Source organism: Paenactinomyces guangxiensis, from assembly GCF_016055185.1.
Taxonomy (GTDB): domain Bacteria; phylum Bacillota; class Bacilli; order Thermoactinomycetales; family Thermoactinomycetaceae; genus Paenactinomyces; species Paenactinomyces guangxiensis.
Genome location: NZ_JAECVR010000020.1, coordinates 37,003 through 51,747 on the forward strand (window position 1 = coordinate 37,003; position 14,745 = coordinate 51,747).

General features: G+C 47.5%; 19 protein-coding genes, 1 pseudogene and 2 other annotated features. All 20 genes and pseudogenes read right to left on the bottom strand.

Annotated features, from left to right (window positions below; translation table 11 throughout):
- Positions 1 to 217: 217 nt before the first annotated feature.
- The 20 genes and pseudogenes from I8U27_RS16350 to I8U27_RS16440 all read right to left on the bottom strand — a co-directional run bounded on the left by I8U27_RS16350 (position 218) and on the right by I8U27_RS16440 (position 14,685).
- A complete protein-coding gene (locus I8U27_RS16350; RefSeq protein WP_181753781.1) occupies positions 218 to 820 on the bottom strand; it encodes a class I SAM-dependent methyltransferase in 603 nt (200 codons plus the stop codon).
- Between the two features lie 68 nt (positions 821 to 888).
- Positions 889 to 1,254: a 50S ribosomal protein L7/L12 gene (gene rplL, locus I8U27_RS16355; RefSeq protein ID WP_181753779.1), complete on the bottom strand. Its 366-nt coding sequence runs from the start codon at positions 1,252 to 1,254 to the stop codon at positions 889 to 891.
- A 63-nt stretch (positions 1,255 to 1,317) separates the two neighbouring features.
- Entirely contained in the window at positions 1,318 to 1,830 is a 513-nt protein-coding gene (gene rplJ, locus I8U27_RS16360) for a 50S ribosomal protein L10 (RefSeq protein ID WP_181753777.1), read from the bottom strand.
- Positions 1,831 to 1,864: 34 nt separating this feature from the next.
- Positions 1,865 to 1,991 (bottom strand) — a sequence feature (ribosomal protein L10 leader region).
- Positions 1,992 to 2,063: 72 nt separating this feature from the next.
- Complete coding sequence (gene rplA, locus I8U27_RS16365) at positions 2,064 to 2,762, bottom strand: 50S ribosomal protein L1 (RefSeq protein WP_181753775.1); 699 nt, start codon at positions 2,760 to 2,762, stop codon at positions 2,064 to 2,066.
- Between the two features lie 81 nt (positions 2,763 to 2,843).
- Positions 2,844 to 3,269 carry a 50S ribosomal protein L11 gene (gene rplK, locus I8U27_RS16370; RefSeq protein ID WP_181753772.1) on the bottom strand — a complete coding sequence of 142 codons (426 nt, stop codon included), beginning with the start codon at positions 3,267 to 3,269 and terminating at the stop codon, positions 2,844 to 2,846.
- A gap of 159 nt (positions 3,270 to 3,428) precedes the next feature.
- Positions 3,429 to 3,962: a transcription termination/antitermination protein NusG gene (gene nusG, locus I8U27_RS16375; RefSeq protein WP_181753770.1), complete on the bottom strand. Its 534-nt coding sequence runs from the start codon at positions 3,960 to 3,962 to the stop codon at positions 3,429 to 3,431.
- A gap of 42 nt (positions 3,963 to 4,004) precedes the next feature.
- Positions 4,005 to 4,229 carry a preprotein translocase subunit SecE gene (gene secE / locus I8U27_RS16380; protein ID WP_181753767.1) on the bottom strand — a complete coding sequence of 75 codons (225 nt, stop codon included), beginning with the start codon at positions 4,227 to 4,229 and terminating at the stop codon, positions 4,005 to 4,007.
- 40 nt (positions 4,230 to 4,269) lie between these two features.
- A complete protein-coding gene (gene rpmG / locus I8U27_RS16385; RefSeq protein ID WP_181753765.1) occupies positions 4,270 to 4,419 on the bottom strand; it encodes a 50S ribosomal protein L33 in 150 nt (49 codons plus the stop codon).
- 300 nt (positions 4,420 to 4,719) lie between these two features.
- Positions 4,720 to 5,355 carry an RNA polymerase sporulation sigma factor SigH gene (gene sigH, locus I8U27_RS16390; RefSeq protein ID WP_374057941.1) on the bottom strand — a complete coding sequence of 212 codons (636 nt, stop codon included), beginning with the start codon at positions 5,353 to 5,355 and terminating at the stop codon, positions 4,720 to 4,722.
- Between the two features lie 111 nt (positions 5,356 to 5,466).
- Positions 5,467 to 5,988 (bottom strand): NYN domain-containing protein, encoded by a 522-nt coding sequence (locus I8U27_RS16395; RefSeq protein WP_181753762.1) that lies wholly within the window; start codon positions 5,986 to 5,988, stop codon positions 5,467 to 5,469.
- Positions 5,981 to 6,721, bottom strand: a complete 741-nt coding sequence (gene rlmB / locus I8U27_RS16400) for a 23S rRNA (guanosine(2251)-2'-O)-methyltransferase RlmB (RefSeq protein ID WP_181753760.1) — start codon at positions 6,719 to 6,721, stop codon at positions 5,981 to 5,983. Before rlmB ends, I8U27_RS16395 begins: the two co-directional genes overlap by 8 nt.
- On the bottom strand, positions 6,714 to 7,154 hold the full coding sequence (locus I8U27_RS16405; RefSeq protein WP_232345586.1) for a Mini-ribonuclease 3: 441 nt from the start codon (positions 7,152 to 7,154) through the stop codon (positions 6,714 to 6,716). The genes rlmB and I8U27_RS16405 overlap by 8 nt, the downstream gene beginning before the upstream one ends.
- The gene (cysS, locus tag I8U27_RS16410; RefSeq protein WP_181753758.1) at positions 7,151 to 8,587 is read right to left on the bottom strand and encodes a cysteine--tRNA ligase; all 1,437 of its coding nucleotides are present in this window, start codon (positions 8,585 to 8,587) and stop codon (positions 7,151 to 7,153) included. Before cysS ends, I8U27_RS16405 begins: the two co-directional genes overlap by 4 nt.
- On the bottom strand, positions 8,514 to 9,260 hold the full coding sequence (gene cysE / locus I8U27_RS16415) for a serine O-acetyltransferase (protein ID WP_181753756.1): 747 nt from the start codon (positions 9,258 to 9,260) through the stop codon (positions 8,514 to 8,516). The genes cysS and cysE overlap by 74 nt, the downstream gene beginning before the upstream one ends.
- Positions 9,261 to 9,450: 190 nt before the next feature.
- Positions 9,451 to 9,679: a binding site (T-box leader), on the bottom strand.
- A 40-nt stretch (positions 9,680 to 9,719) separates the two neighbouring features.
- Positions 9,720 to 11,180, bottom strand: a complete 1,461-nt coding sequence (gene gltX / locus I8U27_RS16420; RefSeq protein ID WP_220186017.1) for a glutamate--tRNA ligase — start codon at positions 11,178 to 11,180, stop codon at positions 9,720 to 9,722.
- A gap of 34 nt (positions 11,181 to 11,214) precedes the next feature.
- Entirely contained in the window at positions 11,215 to 11,697 is a 483-nt protein-coding gene (gene ispF, locus I8U27_RS16425; protein ID WP_181753754.1) for a 2-C-methyl-D-erythritol 2,4-cyclodiphosphate synthase, read from the bottom strand.
- Between the two features lie 159 nt (positions 11,698 to 11,856).
- Positions 11,857 to 12,525: pseudogene (locus I8U27_RS20750) on the bottom strand (RNA-guided endonuclease InsQ/TnpB family protein); the annotation flags it as partial.
- A 15-nt stretch (positions 12,526 to 12,540) separates the two neighbouring features.
- Positions 12,541 to 12,867 carry a hypothetical protein gene (locus tag I8U27_RS20755; protein WP_232345598.1) on the bottom strand — a complete coding sequence of 109 codons (327 nt, stop codon included), beginning with the start codon at positions 12,865 to 12,867 and terminating at the stop codon, positions 12,541 to 12,543.
- Positions 12,830 to 13,513, bottom strand: coding sequence for a 2-C-methyl-D-erythritol 4-phosphate cytidylyltransferase (gene ispD, locus I8U27_RS16435; RefSeq protein ID WP_309506168.1), 684 nt, complete (start codon positions 13,511 to 13,513; stop codon positions 12,830 to 12,832). The genes I8U27_RS20755 and ispD overlap by 38 nt, the downstream gene beginning before the upstream one ends.
- Before the next feature lie 77 nt (positions 13,514 to 13,590).
- Complete coding sequence (locus I8U27_RS16440) at positions 13,591 to 14,685, bottom strand: PIN/TRAM domain-containing protein (RefSeq protein ID WP_181753752.1); 1,095 nt, start codon at positions 14,683 to 14,685, stop codon at positions 13,591 to 13,593.
- Positions 14,686 to 14,745 lie beyond the last annotated feature (60 nt).

The following is a 14,745-nucleotide window of genomic DNA, read 5'->3' on the forward strand; positions in this document are numbered from 1 at the left end:
CCGCATCGTACTGCGGCTGTGAAAACTAAAAAAAGAAAATGGGTTTAATCAGCAACCTCATTTTTCACCTATAAGTAGTCTATTTACCTATGTTATCCAGTTAATTGTATAAATAAACCAACTGGTTGAAAAACTTTTCATACAAAAAAATGAGCCATGAATGTAGGGACTTTCTGCAATTTATAACACTATCACAAGCGGAAAATCATGTCAATCATCAATCTCTCACAGCTTGAATAATGCAATAACCTTTTTTCTGCTTGACCAGGCGGACTTTCTCATAGAGGCGCTCCAGTTGCGCCCGGGCTGATCCCGCCCCTTGCTGTTTGCGAATCACGATCCACAGAGAACCACCTGGTTTCAAGTGTTGTTTTGTCTCTGCAAACAGGCGGTAAATGATAGCTTTACCCACCCGAATAGGAGGATTAAAGAGAATCTGATTAAATTGCCGATTGGCGATTGCTGAAAATCCATCACTGACTAACAGCTCGATGCGATCTGCCACCCGGTTTCTGTTTGCATTTTCCGCTGCGAGCTTAACAGCCCGTTCATTGATATCAACCATGACAATGTGCGCTTGTGGATAGGAAGCTGCCAGTGCAATTCCAATCGGACCATATCCGCAACCGAGATCAAGGACAGAAGCGCCAGTCCCGATTTCGGCAGTCTCGATCAGCAGACGACTACCAAAATCAACCCCTTTTTTAGAAAATACACCCGCATCGGTCTGAAAAACAAACGAATGTCCCAGTAAATTTGCTTGAAATTGGCGTTGTTCTCTTTGCGAAGTAGGTTGTGGGGAGTAATAGTGGTCGCTCATCCGGGTACCTCCTGATATAAAAGCGACCCGCCGACCGATGACGGCGGGTCCGACCGGATTTAAATCAATTACTTGATTTCTACACTTGCACCGGCTTCTTCGAGTTCTGCTTTGATTTTTTCTGCATCTTCTTTAGATACGCCTTCTTTGACCGGAGACGGAGCACCATCAACCAGCGCTTTTGCTTCTTTAAGTCCGAGACCGGTGATTCCGCGAACAACTTTGATGACGTTGATTTTAGAACCGCCCGGGCTGTTGAGAATTACATCAAACTCAGTTTTTTCTTCGGCAGCTTCGCCGGCTGCGGCTCCACCTACAACTGCTACAGGTGCTGCAGCGGTTACACCAAATTCTTCTTCGATTGCTTTTACCAGTTCATTCAGTTCAAGAACGCTCATGTTCTTCACTGCATCAATGATTTGTTCTTTCGTCATGAAGGAAACCTCCCTGTATCAATCATTTCTCATATTTTAAATTCAAGTTGGATCAAACCAGGATTACGCCTCTTGAGCCGCTCCTTCTTCGCCGTCTTTTTCAGCAACAGCTTTAACTGCAAGGGCCAGGTTGCGTACAGGAGCTTGCAGCACGGAAAGAAGCATGGACAATAGCCCTTCGCGGGATGGCAGGTCAGCAAGTGCTTTGATTTCATCAAAGCCAACAACTTTTCCCTCAACAACCCCGCCTTTGATTTCCAAAGCTTTGTTTTCTTTGGAGAAGTTATAGAGAACTTTTGCCGGAGCAACCACATCTTCGTTACTGAATGCAATCGCGGTCGGGCCAGTCAGATAAGTATCCAGATCTGACATGCCAACTTGTTCAGTTGCACGGCGGGTCAAAGTGTTTTTCAATACCTTGAACTCCACCCCTGCTTCACGCAGTTGTTTGCGCAGCTCGTTCACTTGTTTCACGTTGAGTCCGCGATAGTCGGTAACCACCGTGCTTTTGCTGTTGGAGAGCTTTTCAGCGATCTCGGATACGACGGCCTTTTTCTGTTCAATTGCTTTGGACATGGGGACACCTCCTCATCAGGAGTTTTTCTAACATGTATAAAATAGAAAAAGCCTCCGTAGACAGTCGAAGGCTCTGGTAAGTACTGAAATCAGAATCTTACCTCGGTAGGAAATTAAGCGTACCTCGCACCTACTGTCTACGGTAAAAGCTATATTCATGTTTTCAAGCAGCGAATTAAGCATACTCGATTGAAATCAGCTTTGTCAACTTTTCTTTGCTGGCAAATTTATAGTTAACGGGCAGCAAGGCGCTGAGCGTTTACCGCTACACCAGGACCCATGGTGGAAGAAACCGTCACGCTCTTCATGTATGTGCCCTTAGCTGCTGCCGGTTTTGCTTTCAATAGTGCCTCCGCAAGGGTTTGCAGATTTTCTGCCAGTTGTTCCGTACCAAAGGAAACTTTGCCGATGGCAGCATGAACGTTACCTGCTTTATCCGCACGGTACTCGATTTTACCGGCTTTGATTTCTTTAACCGCTTTTTCAACTTCAAAAGTAACGGTACCCGTTTTCGGATTTGGCATTAAACCTTTAGGACCGAGCACCCGGCCGAGTCGGCCTACCTGACCCATCATGTCAGGAGTAGCCACGACAACATCAAAGTCGAACCATCCCTGGTTTACTTTGTTGATGAGGTCTTCTTCACCCACATAATCCGCACCGGCTTGTTCCGCTTCTTTCGCCTTTTCACCTTTGGCGAAAACAAGTACACGCTTAGTCTTACCGGTTCCGTGCGGCAGGACCACTGCACCTCTCACTTGTTGATCCGCTTTTTTGGTGTCAATTCCCAGACGAAAAGCAGCTTCCACTGTTTCGTCAAATTTAGCGGTAGAGATGCTTTTTACCAGCTCTAACGCTTCAGCCGGCTCGTACACTTTGTCCCGGTCAATTTTCTTCAGAGACTCAAGATATTTTTTACCGTGTTTTGCCACAATGATTTCCTCCCTTCGTGGTCGTAACGGATGATCCTCCCACAAGCCGAAACTGCTCGTGGCAGTGCAGTCAGGCTTTGATTAGTCTTCGATCGCAATGCCCATGCTGCGTGCGGTACCTTCAACCATGCGCATGGCAGCTTCCACGTCTGCCGCATTGAGATCAGGCATCTTCAGTTCTGCAATTTCACGCACTTTATCGCGTTTAATGGTCGCTACTTTGTTCTTGTTTGGCTCACCGGAACCTGACTCGATTCCTGCTGCTTTTTTCAAAAGTACGGCAGCCGGGGGAGTTTTGGTGATAAAGGTGAAAGAACGGTCTTCGTATACCGTAATTTCAACCGGAATGATGAGTCCTGCCTGGTCAGCAGTACGGGCGTTAAACTCTTTACAGAAGCCCATAATGTTGACACCGGCTTGTCCCAGAGCCGGACCTACAGGCGGTGCCGGATTGGCTTTACCAGCGGGAATTTGCAGCTTGACCACTTTGATCACTTTTTTGGCCACGCTAACCAACCTCCTTCAAACATGTGGTTTTCTCGGGTATTCCCCTCCCACGGAAAGGCAAGCTCCCAAATGAACCGGGCTTGCGCTCGCCCCAAAGACGGGGGTAACAAACAAGAATACTTTATCACAACATGATCAGACAGAAAAGATTTTCCTGCGTTAAATTTTTTCCACCTGGAAGAAATCCAGCTCAACCGGGGTTTCGCGGCCAAACATATTGACGAGCACCTTTAGTTTGGAACGGTTCAAATCCACTTCCTCGATCGTTCCGACAAAGTTGGCGAATGGCCCTTCCTTCACTCTTACGCTTTGGCCTGTTGCAAAATCTGCTACGTTCCGGGATTCTTCCACACCCATCTGGCGCAAGATTGCTTGTACCTCGTCCGGCATAAGGGGGGTTGGTTTTGAGCCAGCCCCGGATGAACCCACAAAGCCGGTCACACCGGGCGTGTTCCGCACGACATACCACGAGTCATCGGTCATGATCATTTCCACTAACACATAACCCGGAAATACTTTGCGCATAACAGTTTTCTTTTTTCCTTCTTTGTGTTCGATTTCTTCTTCCATCGGCACTAAGACGCGAAAAATTTTGTCCTCCATCTCCATCGAGTGGACGCGCTTTTCCAGGTTTGTTTTTACCTTATTCTCGTAGCCGGAATACGTGTGAACCACATACCAATTCTTATCCATGCTTATCAGGGTTTCACCCTGTCCCCCCTTATGGCGTTACGCCTACTTGTTAACCAATTTAACTAATTCCGCGATTCCCAGGTCAATGATAAAGAAAAAGATGGTTAATAAAACGACGGTAATCAATACAACCAGCGTATAGCTGACCATCTCCTTGCGGTTAGGCCAGCGCACTTTTTTCAGTTCCTGTACACTGCCGCGGAAAAAGCCCGCCGTTCCGCTGACGCTTCTCCGAATTCCACGGCCGATGTTTGCGATGAAAGCCATGCTGTCACCCCCATCTTTCATTCAAACGATTCTATACGAATTATTTCGTTTCACGATGTACTGTGTGAGCATTACAACGGGGGCAATACTTACGGATCTCCATGCGGTCAGGATGTTTCCGTTTATTTTTGGTTTGTGCGTAATTGCGTTCACGGCATTCCGTGCAAGCTAAAGTAATGTTAACCCGCATGTCCGACACCTCCTCTATTTTTAAACACCGATCATGTACATGATTATAGAAAATACCCAAACTACAGTATCATAACGTCTACTTTCTGTCAATGTATAACAGAGACCGCTCTACCATTATTGACAAATCCTAATAGATGATAACTTCTCACCAGGAACAAATCAGTTAAAAAGAAAATGAAACATCACATAACCTTTTTCCAACAGAAAAAAGGAATATGCAGATTTTTGTCGAATCATAACAAAAAAACAGGCCGAATACCTGTTTTTTGTTCAGCAATTTGTATACCATTGACATTCTCTAAAGGGAAATTTCACGCACCTCCAGATAGCGCTCCAACTTACGTTTCACCCTTTGCAGAGCATTGTCGATGGACTTTACATGTCGATTTAAGTCGACGGCGATCTCCTGATAGGAACGCCCGTCCAAGTACAACATCAAAACCTTTCGTTCCAAATCGCTGAGAATTTTGGCAATCTTATCTTCAATATCATTATATTCTTCCTGACTGATATAAATTTCTTCAGGGCTTAACGGATTAACCGTTACTACATCCCACAAAGTCCGGTCAGACTCTTCATCATACGCCGGCTTGTCCAAAGATACATAAGAGTTGAGCGGAATATGCTTTTGGCGAGTAGCCGTCTTGATTGCCGTAATAATTTGGCGAGTGATGCACAGTTCAGCAAAAGCCTTAAAAGAAGCAAGCTTGTCCCCTCGAAAATCTCGAATAGCCTTATACAGGCCGATCATCCCTTCTTGAACGATATCTTCGTGATCAGCACCAATCAGGAAATACGATCTGGCCTTCGCCCTGACGAAATTTTTGTACTTATTAATCAAATATTCTAGAGCTTCGCTGTCTCCCACACGTACGCCACTTACCAGCTCTTCGTCGGCTAATGTCTTATAATCTACCATCTTTTCGTAATCAATAGAATTACTGGATTGTAGGTTTACACTCACCGCATTCCCTCCCGACCAAGCCCTAGAAGCCCATAGTAAGCTTATTATAGCTGAACTGCAACAAAAACGTCAATTTTTCTCCTATTTTTTCCTCCTCCATTTTTCAAGTTTTTGCTGCATTTCTGCGCTTAATCTATCTATTAAGGTGTTTCTTTGTCCTGTATTCTCCTTTTTTCGCAGATTTTCACTCAATTTCTTTTTGGCGGTTTGAATTTCTTGAATCAATTCCCGCGATGAAATACGGTATGCCCCCTGACCAAACACCATCCGTTGCTCCAGATAATCAGAGGTCGCTACATAAATATGGCGATGAGGGCTTTTGTGCTTTTTGACAAATCTTTCAATCAGCTCATCGGCCGTTTCATCCCGGCGGGTATAGTATACGGTGATTTTTTCCTGCGTTATTTTTACTTGCGCCCCCGGAGAGAGGTGGGCATCAAATACCAAAAACACACGCCGTCCTGTGATCGCTTGATATTCAGAAAGATCACGAATCAATTTCGCGCGCTCTTCTTCCAGGGAAAGCGGGTTCCAACGCACCTGCGAATGGGCCCCGATGACGTTGTACCCGTCTACGACCAGCCATTCTTCTTGTCTAACCATCGGCCGTCCGGCAGCGCATCACTTCATACATGAGTATTCCTGCCGCCACAGATGCATTTAATGAAGTGACCCGCCCCTTCATGGGTAATTTCACCAGAAAATCGCACTTCTTTTTCATCAGTTGACTGACTCCTTGCCCCTCATTGCCAATAACCAGCCCTAATGGCAAGGAGTAATCAACCTGCGTATAATCTTGTTTGGCGCTCCCGTCGCTGCCAACCAGCCAGATTCCCCGCTCTTTCAGCTCATCGGCGACACGGTTCAAATTGGTCACTCTGGCAACCGGCACATATTCCATCGCACCCGCGGAAGTTTTTGCCACCGCGGAAGTTAAACCAACCGCCCGCCTTTTTGGGATGATGACACCATGAACCCCCGCCCCGTCGGCAGTACGCAGGATCGAGCCAAGGTTATGGGGGTCTTCAATTCCGTCCAACAGAACAAAAAAGGGAGGCTCTTGCTTCTCTTCTGCTCTTTGAAACAGGTCATCCACCGTGGCGTATCGGTGAGCGGCCACTTGAGCCATCACTCCCTGGTGGTTTCCCCCTTCCGAAAGCTGATCCAGTTTGGCACGGGGCACCCACTGATAAGGAATTTTCTTTTCTTGAATCTGTTGTAAGATGGCTTGAATTTGCTTCTTTTGCATCCCTTCCGCCAACAGGATTTTTTCAATCTGCCTCCCAGATCGCAACGCTTCCTGTACGGAATGTCTTCCGAGAATCCAATCACTCATGCTGGGCCTTCCCCTTTTCCACTTGCTCCAAGATCAATTGCATCAGTTCTTGTAGTCGTTGTTCATTGCCTGATACATATAAATACCCAATCAATGCTTCCAAACCGGTACTGTATCGATAATCAGAAACCCTGGCATTTTTGGGGACACTTCCCGACTTTGCATTGCGCCCCCACTTCAGGATGCCCATCTCTTCATCTGTGAGCTCGGATTCAATCCTGCGGCACACCTTTGCCTGTGCCCCTGCCGATACGTAGCGCGTGGCCTCGCGCTGCAGGTCTTGAGGACGAAACAATCCGGCAGCTATCAAATGGTAGCGAACGTAAATTTCATAAACAGCATCACCTAAATAGGCGAGCAGAAGGGGATTTAGTTCTCGCGGGGATTTGGAAATGACGGATTGCGTCATTCCAAGCAACGCTGAGTGGGTCATTTTCTTTTCCACCTGACTCCTTGAGGTGTATCCTCCAAAATAATCCCCCGGTTGAGAAGTTGGTCGCGAATGGCATCGGCACGGGCAAAATTGCGATCTTTTCTGGCCTGCTGGCGTTCTTGAATCAGAGCTTCAATTTCGCTTTCCAGGCTTTCTTCCTTATTCCCTCTCACTAGACCCAATACTTCTCCGCCAAACGTATCAAACCAATCAAGCAAGGCTTCAGCCGATCCCCTGGAGATAACCGGTTTAGCCACCCACTCGTTAGCCAGTTTGACTGCCTCAAAGATCACGCTGATGGCATTGGCTGTATTAAAGTCGTCATTCATCGCAGAGTAAAACTGATCTGACAGAGACTGGAGTGCTGCGATCAGTTCTTCAGCAGGGGCCCCCTCCAGTGCTGCCTGTTTGCGGTGCCTCAGATTGGTGACTGCTGTCTCGATCCGCTCTACACTTCCTTCCGCCTGGTTCATAATCTCTTCGCTAAATTGCAGCGGGTTGCGGTAGTGAACAGAGAGCAGGAAGTAACGAATGGCCGCGGAAGAATATTCCTTCCGCAGTTCAGCGACATATTTGACATTGCCGAGGGATTTGGACATCTTTTCATTTCTCATATTGATTAACCCGTTATGAAGCCAATAACGGACAAACGGCTGATCCGTCCACGCTTCACTCTGGGCGATTTCATTTTCATGGTGAGGAAAGCACAGGTCTGCTCCGCCAGCATGGATATCTAAAGTATCCCCCAAATACTTTCTTGACATCGCCGAGCACTCCAGGTGCCAGCCCGGCCGCCCCGGTCCCCAGGGTGTGTCCCAACTGATCTCCCCCGGCTTAGCCGCTTTCCACAATGCAAAGTCAAGCGGATGCTCTTTTTGTTCATTCACTTCAATGCGGGCTCCTGCTTTGAGTTCATCCAATGACTGATGAGAAAGTTTGCCGTAATCCTTTTTACGCAAAGATCGAAAGTAGACGTCTCCGTTTCTCTCGTAGGCATACCCTTTGTCAATAAGGGTCTGTACCGCCTCAATCATTTCGGCAATATGCTCTGTGGCGCGCGGATGCACATCAGCCCGTTTCACTCCCAGAGCATCCATATCATCAAAATAAGCATGAATATACCGTTCCGCGATCTCAGGAACTGACTCTCCCGTTTCTTTGGAGGCATTGATCAGCCTGTCATCCACATCGGTAAAGTTTTGCACATAGGTTACTTTGTAGCCGAGGTGATGCAGATATCGGCGCACGACGTCAAAGAAGACAAACACGCGTGCATTGCCTATATGAATATAGTTATATACGGTCGGGCCGCATACATACATTTTTACTTCACCCTGCTTCAGGGTTTTTAGTTCTTCTTTATTTTTGGTCAGAGTATTGTAAAGCTTGACAGTCGTGGTCCGAGGGTCTCTCTTCGTCGGGTCGAGACTCATCTGATTTTACCCCCTGTTTCAGTTGTTCTATTTCGTTTCTTAATATAGATATTTCGGCTTGCATAGACCGGAACATCTCGGCGACAGGGTCAGGTAAGTTGACCTGGTCCAGGTCTGTTTGGACACGGACCCCATCCTGAATCACCACTCTCCCCGGAACGCCGACCACCGTGGAGTTGGCGGGCACATCACGCAAAACAACCGATCCCGCACCAATCTTGGCACAGCGCCCGATCCGGATCGACCCCAGCACTTTAGCCCCGGATGCAATCATCACATGATCTTCAATCGTCGGATGTCGTTTCCCCTTTTCTTTGCCCGTCCCTCCGAGCGTCACACCCTGGTAGATGGTAACATAGTCCCCCACCTCACAGGTTTCACCAATCACTACACCCATTCCGTGATCAATAAAAACACCTCGCCCAATCCGGGCACCCGGATGGATCTCAATTCCGGTAAAAAAGCGGCTGATCTGAGAGATTATTCTCGCTGCGAGAAACCAGCGCATCCGGTAAAAGAGGTGAGCAATCCGATGAGCCCAAATCGCATGTAAACCTGAGTAGGTTAAAACCACTTCCAACGTGTTCCTGGCGGCCGGATCCCTGTCAAAAACAGCTTGAACATCTGATTGCAAAATCCTCCGTGTCTCTCTCAATTTACTCCACAATGACATATCTGGTTTCTCCCTCCACATCTTTAAATAAAGGTTGACGCCTCAACCATACGATCCCTTGCTCAAGCAGCTTTTATCCATTCTATCCACCTGAACCTCCTGATGGGGAAGGCTCACAAACAGCCAAAACATAAATACATTCCAAATGCTGTAACAGGCAGCGATAAAAAAAGTCTCTGCAGCTAAACGCTGCAGAGACGGGTTTTCCGCGGTTCCACTCTGCTTGAACTCAACGTGTGAATTCCTCTTGACCCCAAAATAACGGCGGGTACCGGACCCTCCTACTCCGGGTGTTCAAGCCGTTTCAGAGGTCAGCTCCTGGGTGCATTTCAAAAGGGCCGGGGATAGAGCCATTTCAGCGGGCAGCTCCTCTCTGTAATCCCACATGCGCTTCCTACTTTCCCAATCATTGCCACAGTGTATGATCGCGCTTTGTTCATTTTATTTTCTACCAAAGACTTATCTTTTGTCAACTAAAGCTTGAATACGCTTGATCACCTTGTCTGCTCCAAGCAGTGAAATCGTTTCCCTGAGGTCAGGCCCGTGTACAACTCCGGTCACAGCAGCCCGAACAGGCATAAATAGTTGTTTCCCTTTATAGCCTGTCTCTTTTTGTACATTTTTCAACATTGTTTTGATTTGATCCGGACTTAAAGACTCCGCCCCGTCAAGCTGGTTTAGAAAAGCTTGTAAAACCACAGGCACCTGGTCTCCGGCCAAAACCTTTTTGGCTTCGTCGGAGTAAGTAATATCTGATTGGAAGAAAAGATCCGTAAGCTCAACAATCTGCGAAATACTTTCCAATTGTTCCTGATATAATCCGATCACCCGGGTGGTCCACTCCTCTTGTTCCGGGGACATCGGCAAAGAAATGCGGCCCGCCTGTTCCAGATAGGGAAAAGCCAATCCGGCAATCCGCTCTAACGGAGCCTTTTTGATATAATGGCCGTTCATCCAATTCAACTTGCCGGTATCAAAAACAGCAGGTGCTTTTGAGACGCGTTCCAGGGAGAAAATATTGCACAGCTCTTCCATGGAGAAAATCTCTTCTTCACCCTCGGGTGCCCATCCCAACAGCGCAATAAAGTTAATAATGGCTTCCGGTAAATATCCCAGCTCTTTATACTGATCGATAAACTGGATAATGGTTTCATCCCGTTTGCTCATCTTTTTGCCTTCCGCGTTCAAAATCAGCGGGACATGTGCAAACGTGGGCACTTCAAAGCCAAACACTTCATAGATCAGTAATTGGCGCGGCGTGTTGGAAAGGTGTTCTTCGCCGCGAATGACATGAGTAATTTTCATTAAGGCATCATCAATCGCAACGGCAAAGTTATAGGTGGGACGGCCATCGGGACGCATAATGATAAAATCTCCGATCCCATCCGTTTCAAATTTGACCCGCCCGCGAATCGCATCCTCGAAAACAAGCGTCCTTCCTTCGGGCACCCGGAAACGGATGCTGGGCACTCTCCCCTCCGCCTCCAAACGCTCCCGCTGTTCGGCAGTCAGATCCCGGTCCCAGCCGCTGTACTTGGGTGCTTCTCCACGCGCTAATTGCTCCTCACGCTCTTTCTCCAACTCCTCCGGGGTGCTGTAACTGTAGTATGCCAGCCCTTTGCTTAATAATTGATCAGCATATTTCCGGTAAATATCAGCCCGGTCCATGGAACGGTAAGGCCCGTAGGGACCGCCGGTATCAACTGATTCATCCCATTCAATCCCGAGCCATTTTAACATGGACAGCTGTTTCTCGGCAGCACCCTCCACATTTCGCTCTGTATCGGTATCTTCAATACGGACGATAAAGTCGCCCCTGTGTTTTTTGGCAAGTAAATAGCTGAACAGCGCCGTCCGTGCACCACCAATATGCAGATGACCTGTGGGACTTGGTGCATATCGTGTACGAACTTTTGTCATTCTTCTTTCCCCTTTTCCCATACACTCATTGATCTTATTTTCCGTTTTTGACAAGACAGACCACGGCCATGGCAGCAATCCCCTCTCCCCGGCCGGTAAATCCCAACTTTTCCGTCGTCGTCGCTTTTACATTGACCTGTTCAATGCTTGCTTCCAAAAGCGCGGCAATCCGCTCACACATCTGGGGGATATAAGGAGCCATTTTAGGCCGCTGGGCGATAATTGTGGCATCAACATTTCCCAGAACATACCCTTTCTCCCTGGCCAGGTTCCACACCGTCTGTAACAGCTTCGCACTATCTGCCCCTTTATATGCGGGATCATCGTCAGGAAAATGCTTTCCGATATCTCCCAGCGCCAATGCGCCCAAAATCGCATCGGTAATCGTATGTAAAAGGACATCGGCATCGGAGTGACCGATCAGCCCTTTTTCAAAGGGAATGGTTACTCCGCCGATGATCAATGGATGATCCTCTCCCAATTGATGTACATCAAACCCTTGTCCAATCCGAATCATACCTGTTTGCTGCTACTAAAAACATAGACAAACATGTCCATGCCAGAGGATTCCTGCTTCTTCGTGCCCCGCCTCACCTCTTACTCGCTACTACGGTTTGATGTAGCACTCCACAGGCGTCAATTCCCGACTAGCCATCGGTACATATTTGCAGGTCAGTCAAGTTAACACTGCATATTCTTTTGCCTTCGCCAGATTGACAGATGCATTCAGGTCTCTGTCTCTTTCACATCCATATTGTTCACAACGAAACATCCGTTCAGACAGGGAAAGGTTGATTTTCTTATGACCGCAACAAGAACAAGTTTTGCTGGACGGGTACTCCATCCCCATCTTCCTGCAGGTGTTCAGCAACTTTATCTTGAAGTCATAAAATCCCTGATTTGAAACAGACTTCGCCAAGTACCGGTTCTTTTTCATCCCGCGCACATGCAGTTTTTCGGTGGTGATAAATGCCGGCTTGGTTTTTGCGATGACACTCACCACCCATGCCCGATACGCTTCCCTCATTCTGGCCAGGCGTTGATGTAATTTTTGTACTCTCAGGACATTTTTGCGTATGTTGCTTCCGCCCTTCGCAGCAGGTTTTTCACCTCTCTTTTTCCTGGATTCGTACTTTCGGGATAATGCCCTTTGGGCTCTTTTCAGCCGTTTCTCCGTACGCTTGACAGCGGAAGACTTGTTGATATTCTTAAACTCTTGACCATTGCTCACAACAGCGAGCCGTTGGATCCCCAGGTCGATCCCCACTCCCGTGATGAAGGGGTGATCTCTCCGCTTCCATTCATTTTTCCCGGGAAGGACAGACTTGAAGAGGACCGAGACATAGAAACGATCTGCCTTCTATTCCACTGTACAACTGGATACCAACCCACTCAGGGGCATGTATCCTTTTTCCTTCAGCCGGATCCAGCCCAAAGTGGGGATGTTAATTCGATGACGCCCGATCTTTAAATCGGTTTTGTTATTCTTAGGAAAATAGATTGTTACATCTTGATTCTTTTTCTTCTTGAATCGTGGCTTTTCAGCCAATTTCTTAAAGTATCGCCGGAAGGACGTTTCTGCATGAACGAGTGCTTTTTTTCTCGCCTTGCTTCCACAATCTTTGATCCAGGGAGATCTTTTGGACAGCTCATGATTGACGTATCTGATAAATCGCTTCAGCCACAATGAGATCATCCGGCGTTGTCAATTTGATATTGGTGTACTCCCCTTCAACAACCCGGACATCAATTCCCAACTGTTCGACCAGCATCGAATCATCAGTGGCTGCCGCTTCCTGCCCTGATGCTTGTTCATGAGCCTCCAACAAGATCTGGGTCCGAAATGCTTGCGGGGTTTGCACTGCCCACAGGCGGCTTCGGTCCGGAGTCATCTCGACAATCCCGGCTTGATCTACTTGTTTGACTGTATCTTTCACGGGCACGGCGAGAATGGCCGCCCCATGCATACGGGCTGTCGTGAGCAAGCGGGAAATAGAGGCATGACTGACAAATGGACGGACAGCGTCATGAACCAACACCCACTCCGTCGTTAAACAGGTAAGTCCCCTGTATACACTCTCTTGTCTCTCTTTGCCGCCGGCAACAACTTGTTTGACTTTCATCAGCCCGTCCTGTGCAATCAACTGCTTCACCCGTCCGATCTCATTTTCCCGGGTGACAACGACGATTTCTTCAACTTCAGGATGTGTTTCAAAGACACGTAAAGTGTGGAGGAGGATCGGATGATGATGAAATAATAAGAACTGTTTACTCTCTTTGACCCCCATCCGCTTCCCTTGCCCTGCCGCCGGAATCACAACGCCAACACTCACGAAGCTATCTCCTTTCAAACACAGCAATGCCCGTCGGCTTTAGCAAAACCGTTACGGGCTAATTCGCAGCTCTCTCATTATAAGGCACGTTCAAGCAGTTTAGGTTTGGCAAAAATCATTCGTCCTGCAGAAGTTTGTAGCACACTGGTAACCAGTACGTCAAGCCTGTCACCAATATATTCACGTCCGCCCTCAATCACGATCATAGTGCCATCATCAAGGTAAGCAACTCCCTGGCCGTGCTCTTTTCCGTCTTTAATCACTTGAACGTTGATCTCTTCACCCGGCAGCACAACCGGCTTTACCGCATTAGCCAGATCGTTTATATTCAGGACGCTCACACCCTGCAGCTCACAAACTTTATTCAAGTTAAAATCATTGGTGACAACTTTACCGGATAAAACCTTGGCCAGTTTTACCAGCTTGCTGTCCACCTCTGCCACTTCCTCAAAGTCTCCCTCGTAAATAATTACTTTTACGTTTAACTCTTTTTGAATCTTATTAAGAATATCCAAGCCTCTTCGTCCCCGGTTCCGCTTCAATACATCAGAGGAGTCAGCGATATGTTGCAGCTCTTCCAGAACAAAACTGGGAATGACAAGGGTTCCTTCCAGGAAACCGGTCCTGCAGATATCGGCGATTCTTCCGTCAATGATGACACTGGTATCTAAAATCTTGTGTTCGAAAGTCTCGCGTCCTTCTTTTTTGTTTCGGCCTTCTTTATTCTGACGGCCAAGAGTAAAAACAGAAATTAGTTCATCGCGTTTCTTATATCCCACTCTGAATCCGAGATAACCGAATAAACCGGAAAAAATAAACGGCAAGACGTGGTTTACACCGGGTATCGGCAATGAAGACAACGGTTGTTGGATGAGAAAAGCGACGATAAGACCAAAAATTAAGCCCAGAGCCCCAAATACTCCGTCCGCGGCAGGGATCTTAATCAAGCGCTCTTCGCTCCAACGAATCCACTTCACCACATTGTTCGACAACCAGATGGTGGCCACAAACATAATCACGGCCCCCAAAGCGCCCCCTATATAACCGGGTGCGGGTACATCACCGAATTTCAGAGGAGATTTTTGAAGCGCTCCGAAAAATTCTGGCCCCAGATAGTAACCGGCAGATGCTCCGACAAGAGTGAAAGCTAATTGTACAAAACGTTTCAACACGGGGCTTCACCTCCTCCCAACTTCACTCTGCTAGTATTCATTATAGACAATCTGACAAAA

Coding starts and splice junctions, on each gene's coding strand:
- I8U27_RS16350 (WP_181753781.1), bottom strand. CDS start 820: ATGAGCGACCACTATTACTCCCCACAACCTACTTCGCAAAGAGAACAA.
- rplL (WP_181753779.1), bottom strand. CDS start 1,254: ATGACGAAAGAACAAATCATTGATGCAGTGAAGAACATGAGCGTTCTT.
- rplJ (WP_181753777.1), bottom strand. CDS start 1,830: ATGTCCAAAGCAATTGAACAGAAAAAGGCCGTCGTATCCGAGATCGCT.
- nusG (WP_181753770.1), bottom strand. CDS start 3,962: ATGGATAAGAATTGGTATGTGGTTCACACGTATTCCGGCTACGAGAAT.
- secE (WP_181753767.1), bottom strand. CDS start 4,229: ATGGCTTTCATCGCAAACATCGGCCGTGGAATTCGGAGAAGCGTCAGC.
- rpmG (WP_181753765.1), bottom strand. CDS start 4,419: ATGCGGGTTAACATTACTTTAGCTTGCACGGAATGCCGTGAACGCAAT.
- I8U27_RS16395 (WP_181753762.1), bottom strand. CDS start 5,988: ATGGTTAGACAAGAAGAATGGCTGGTCGTAGACGGGTACAACGTCATC.
- rlmB (WP_181753760.1), bottom strand. CDS start 6,721: ATGAGTGATTGGATTCTCGGAAGACATTCCGTACAGGAAGCGTTGCGA.
- I8U27_RS16405 (WP_232345586.1), bottom strand. CDS start 7,154: ATGACCCACTCAGCGTTGCTTGGAATGACGCAATCCGTCATTTCCAAA.
- cysS (WP_181753758.1), bottom strand. CDS start 8,587: ATGAGTCTCGACCCGACGAAGAGAGACCCTCGGACCACGACTGTCAAG.
- cysE (WP_181753756.1), bottom strand. CDS start 9,260: ATGTCATTGTGGAGTAAATTGAGAGAGACACGGAGGATTTTGCAATCA.
- gltX (WP_220186017.1), bottom strand. CDS start 11,180: ATGACAAAAGTTCGTACACGATATGCACCAAGTCCCACAGGTCATCTG.
- ispF (WP_181753754.1), bottom strand. CDS start 11,697: ATGATTCGGATTGGACAAGGGTTTGATGTACATCAATTGGGAGAGGAT.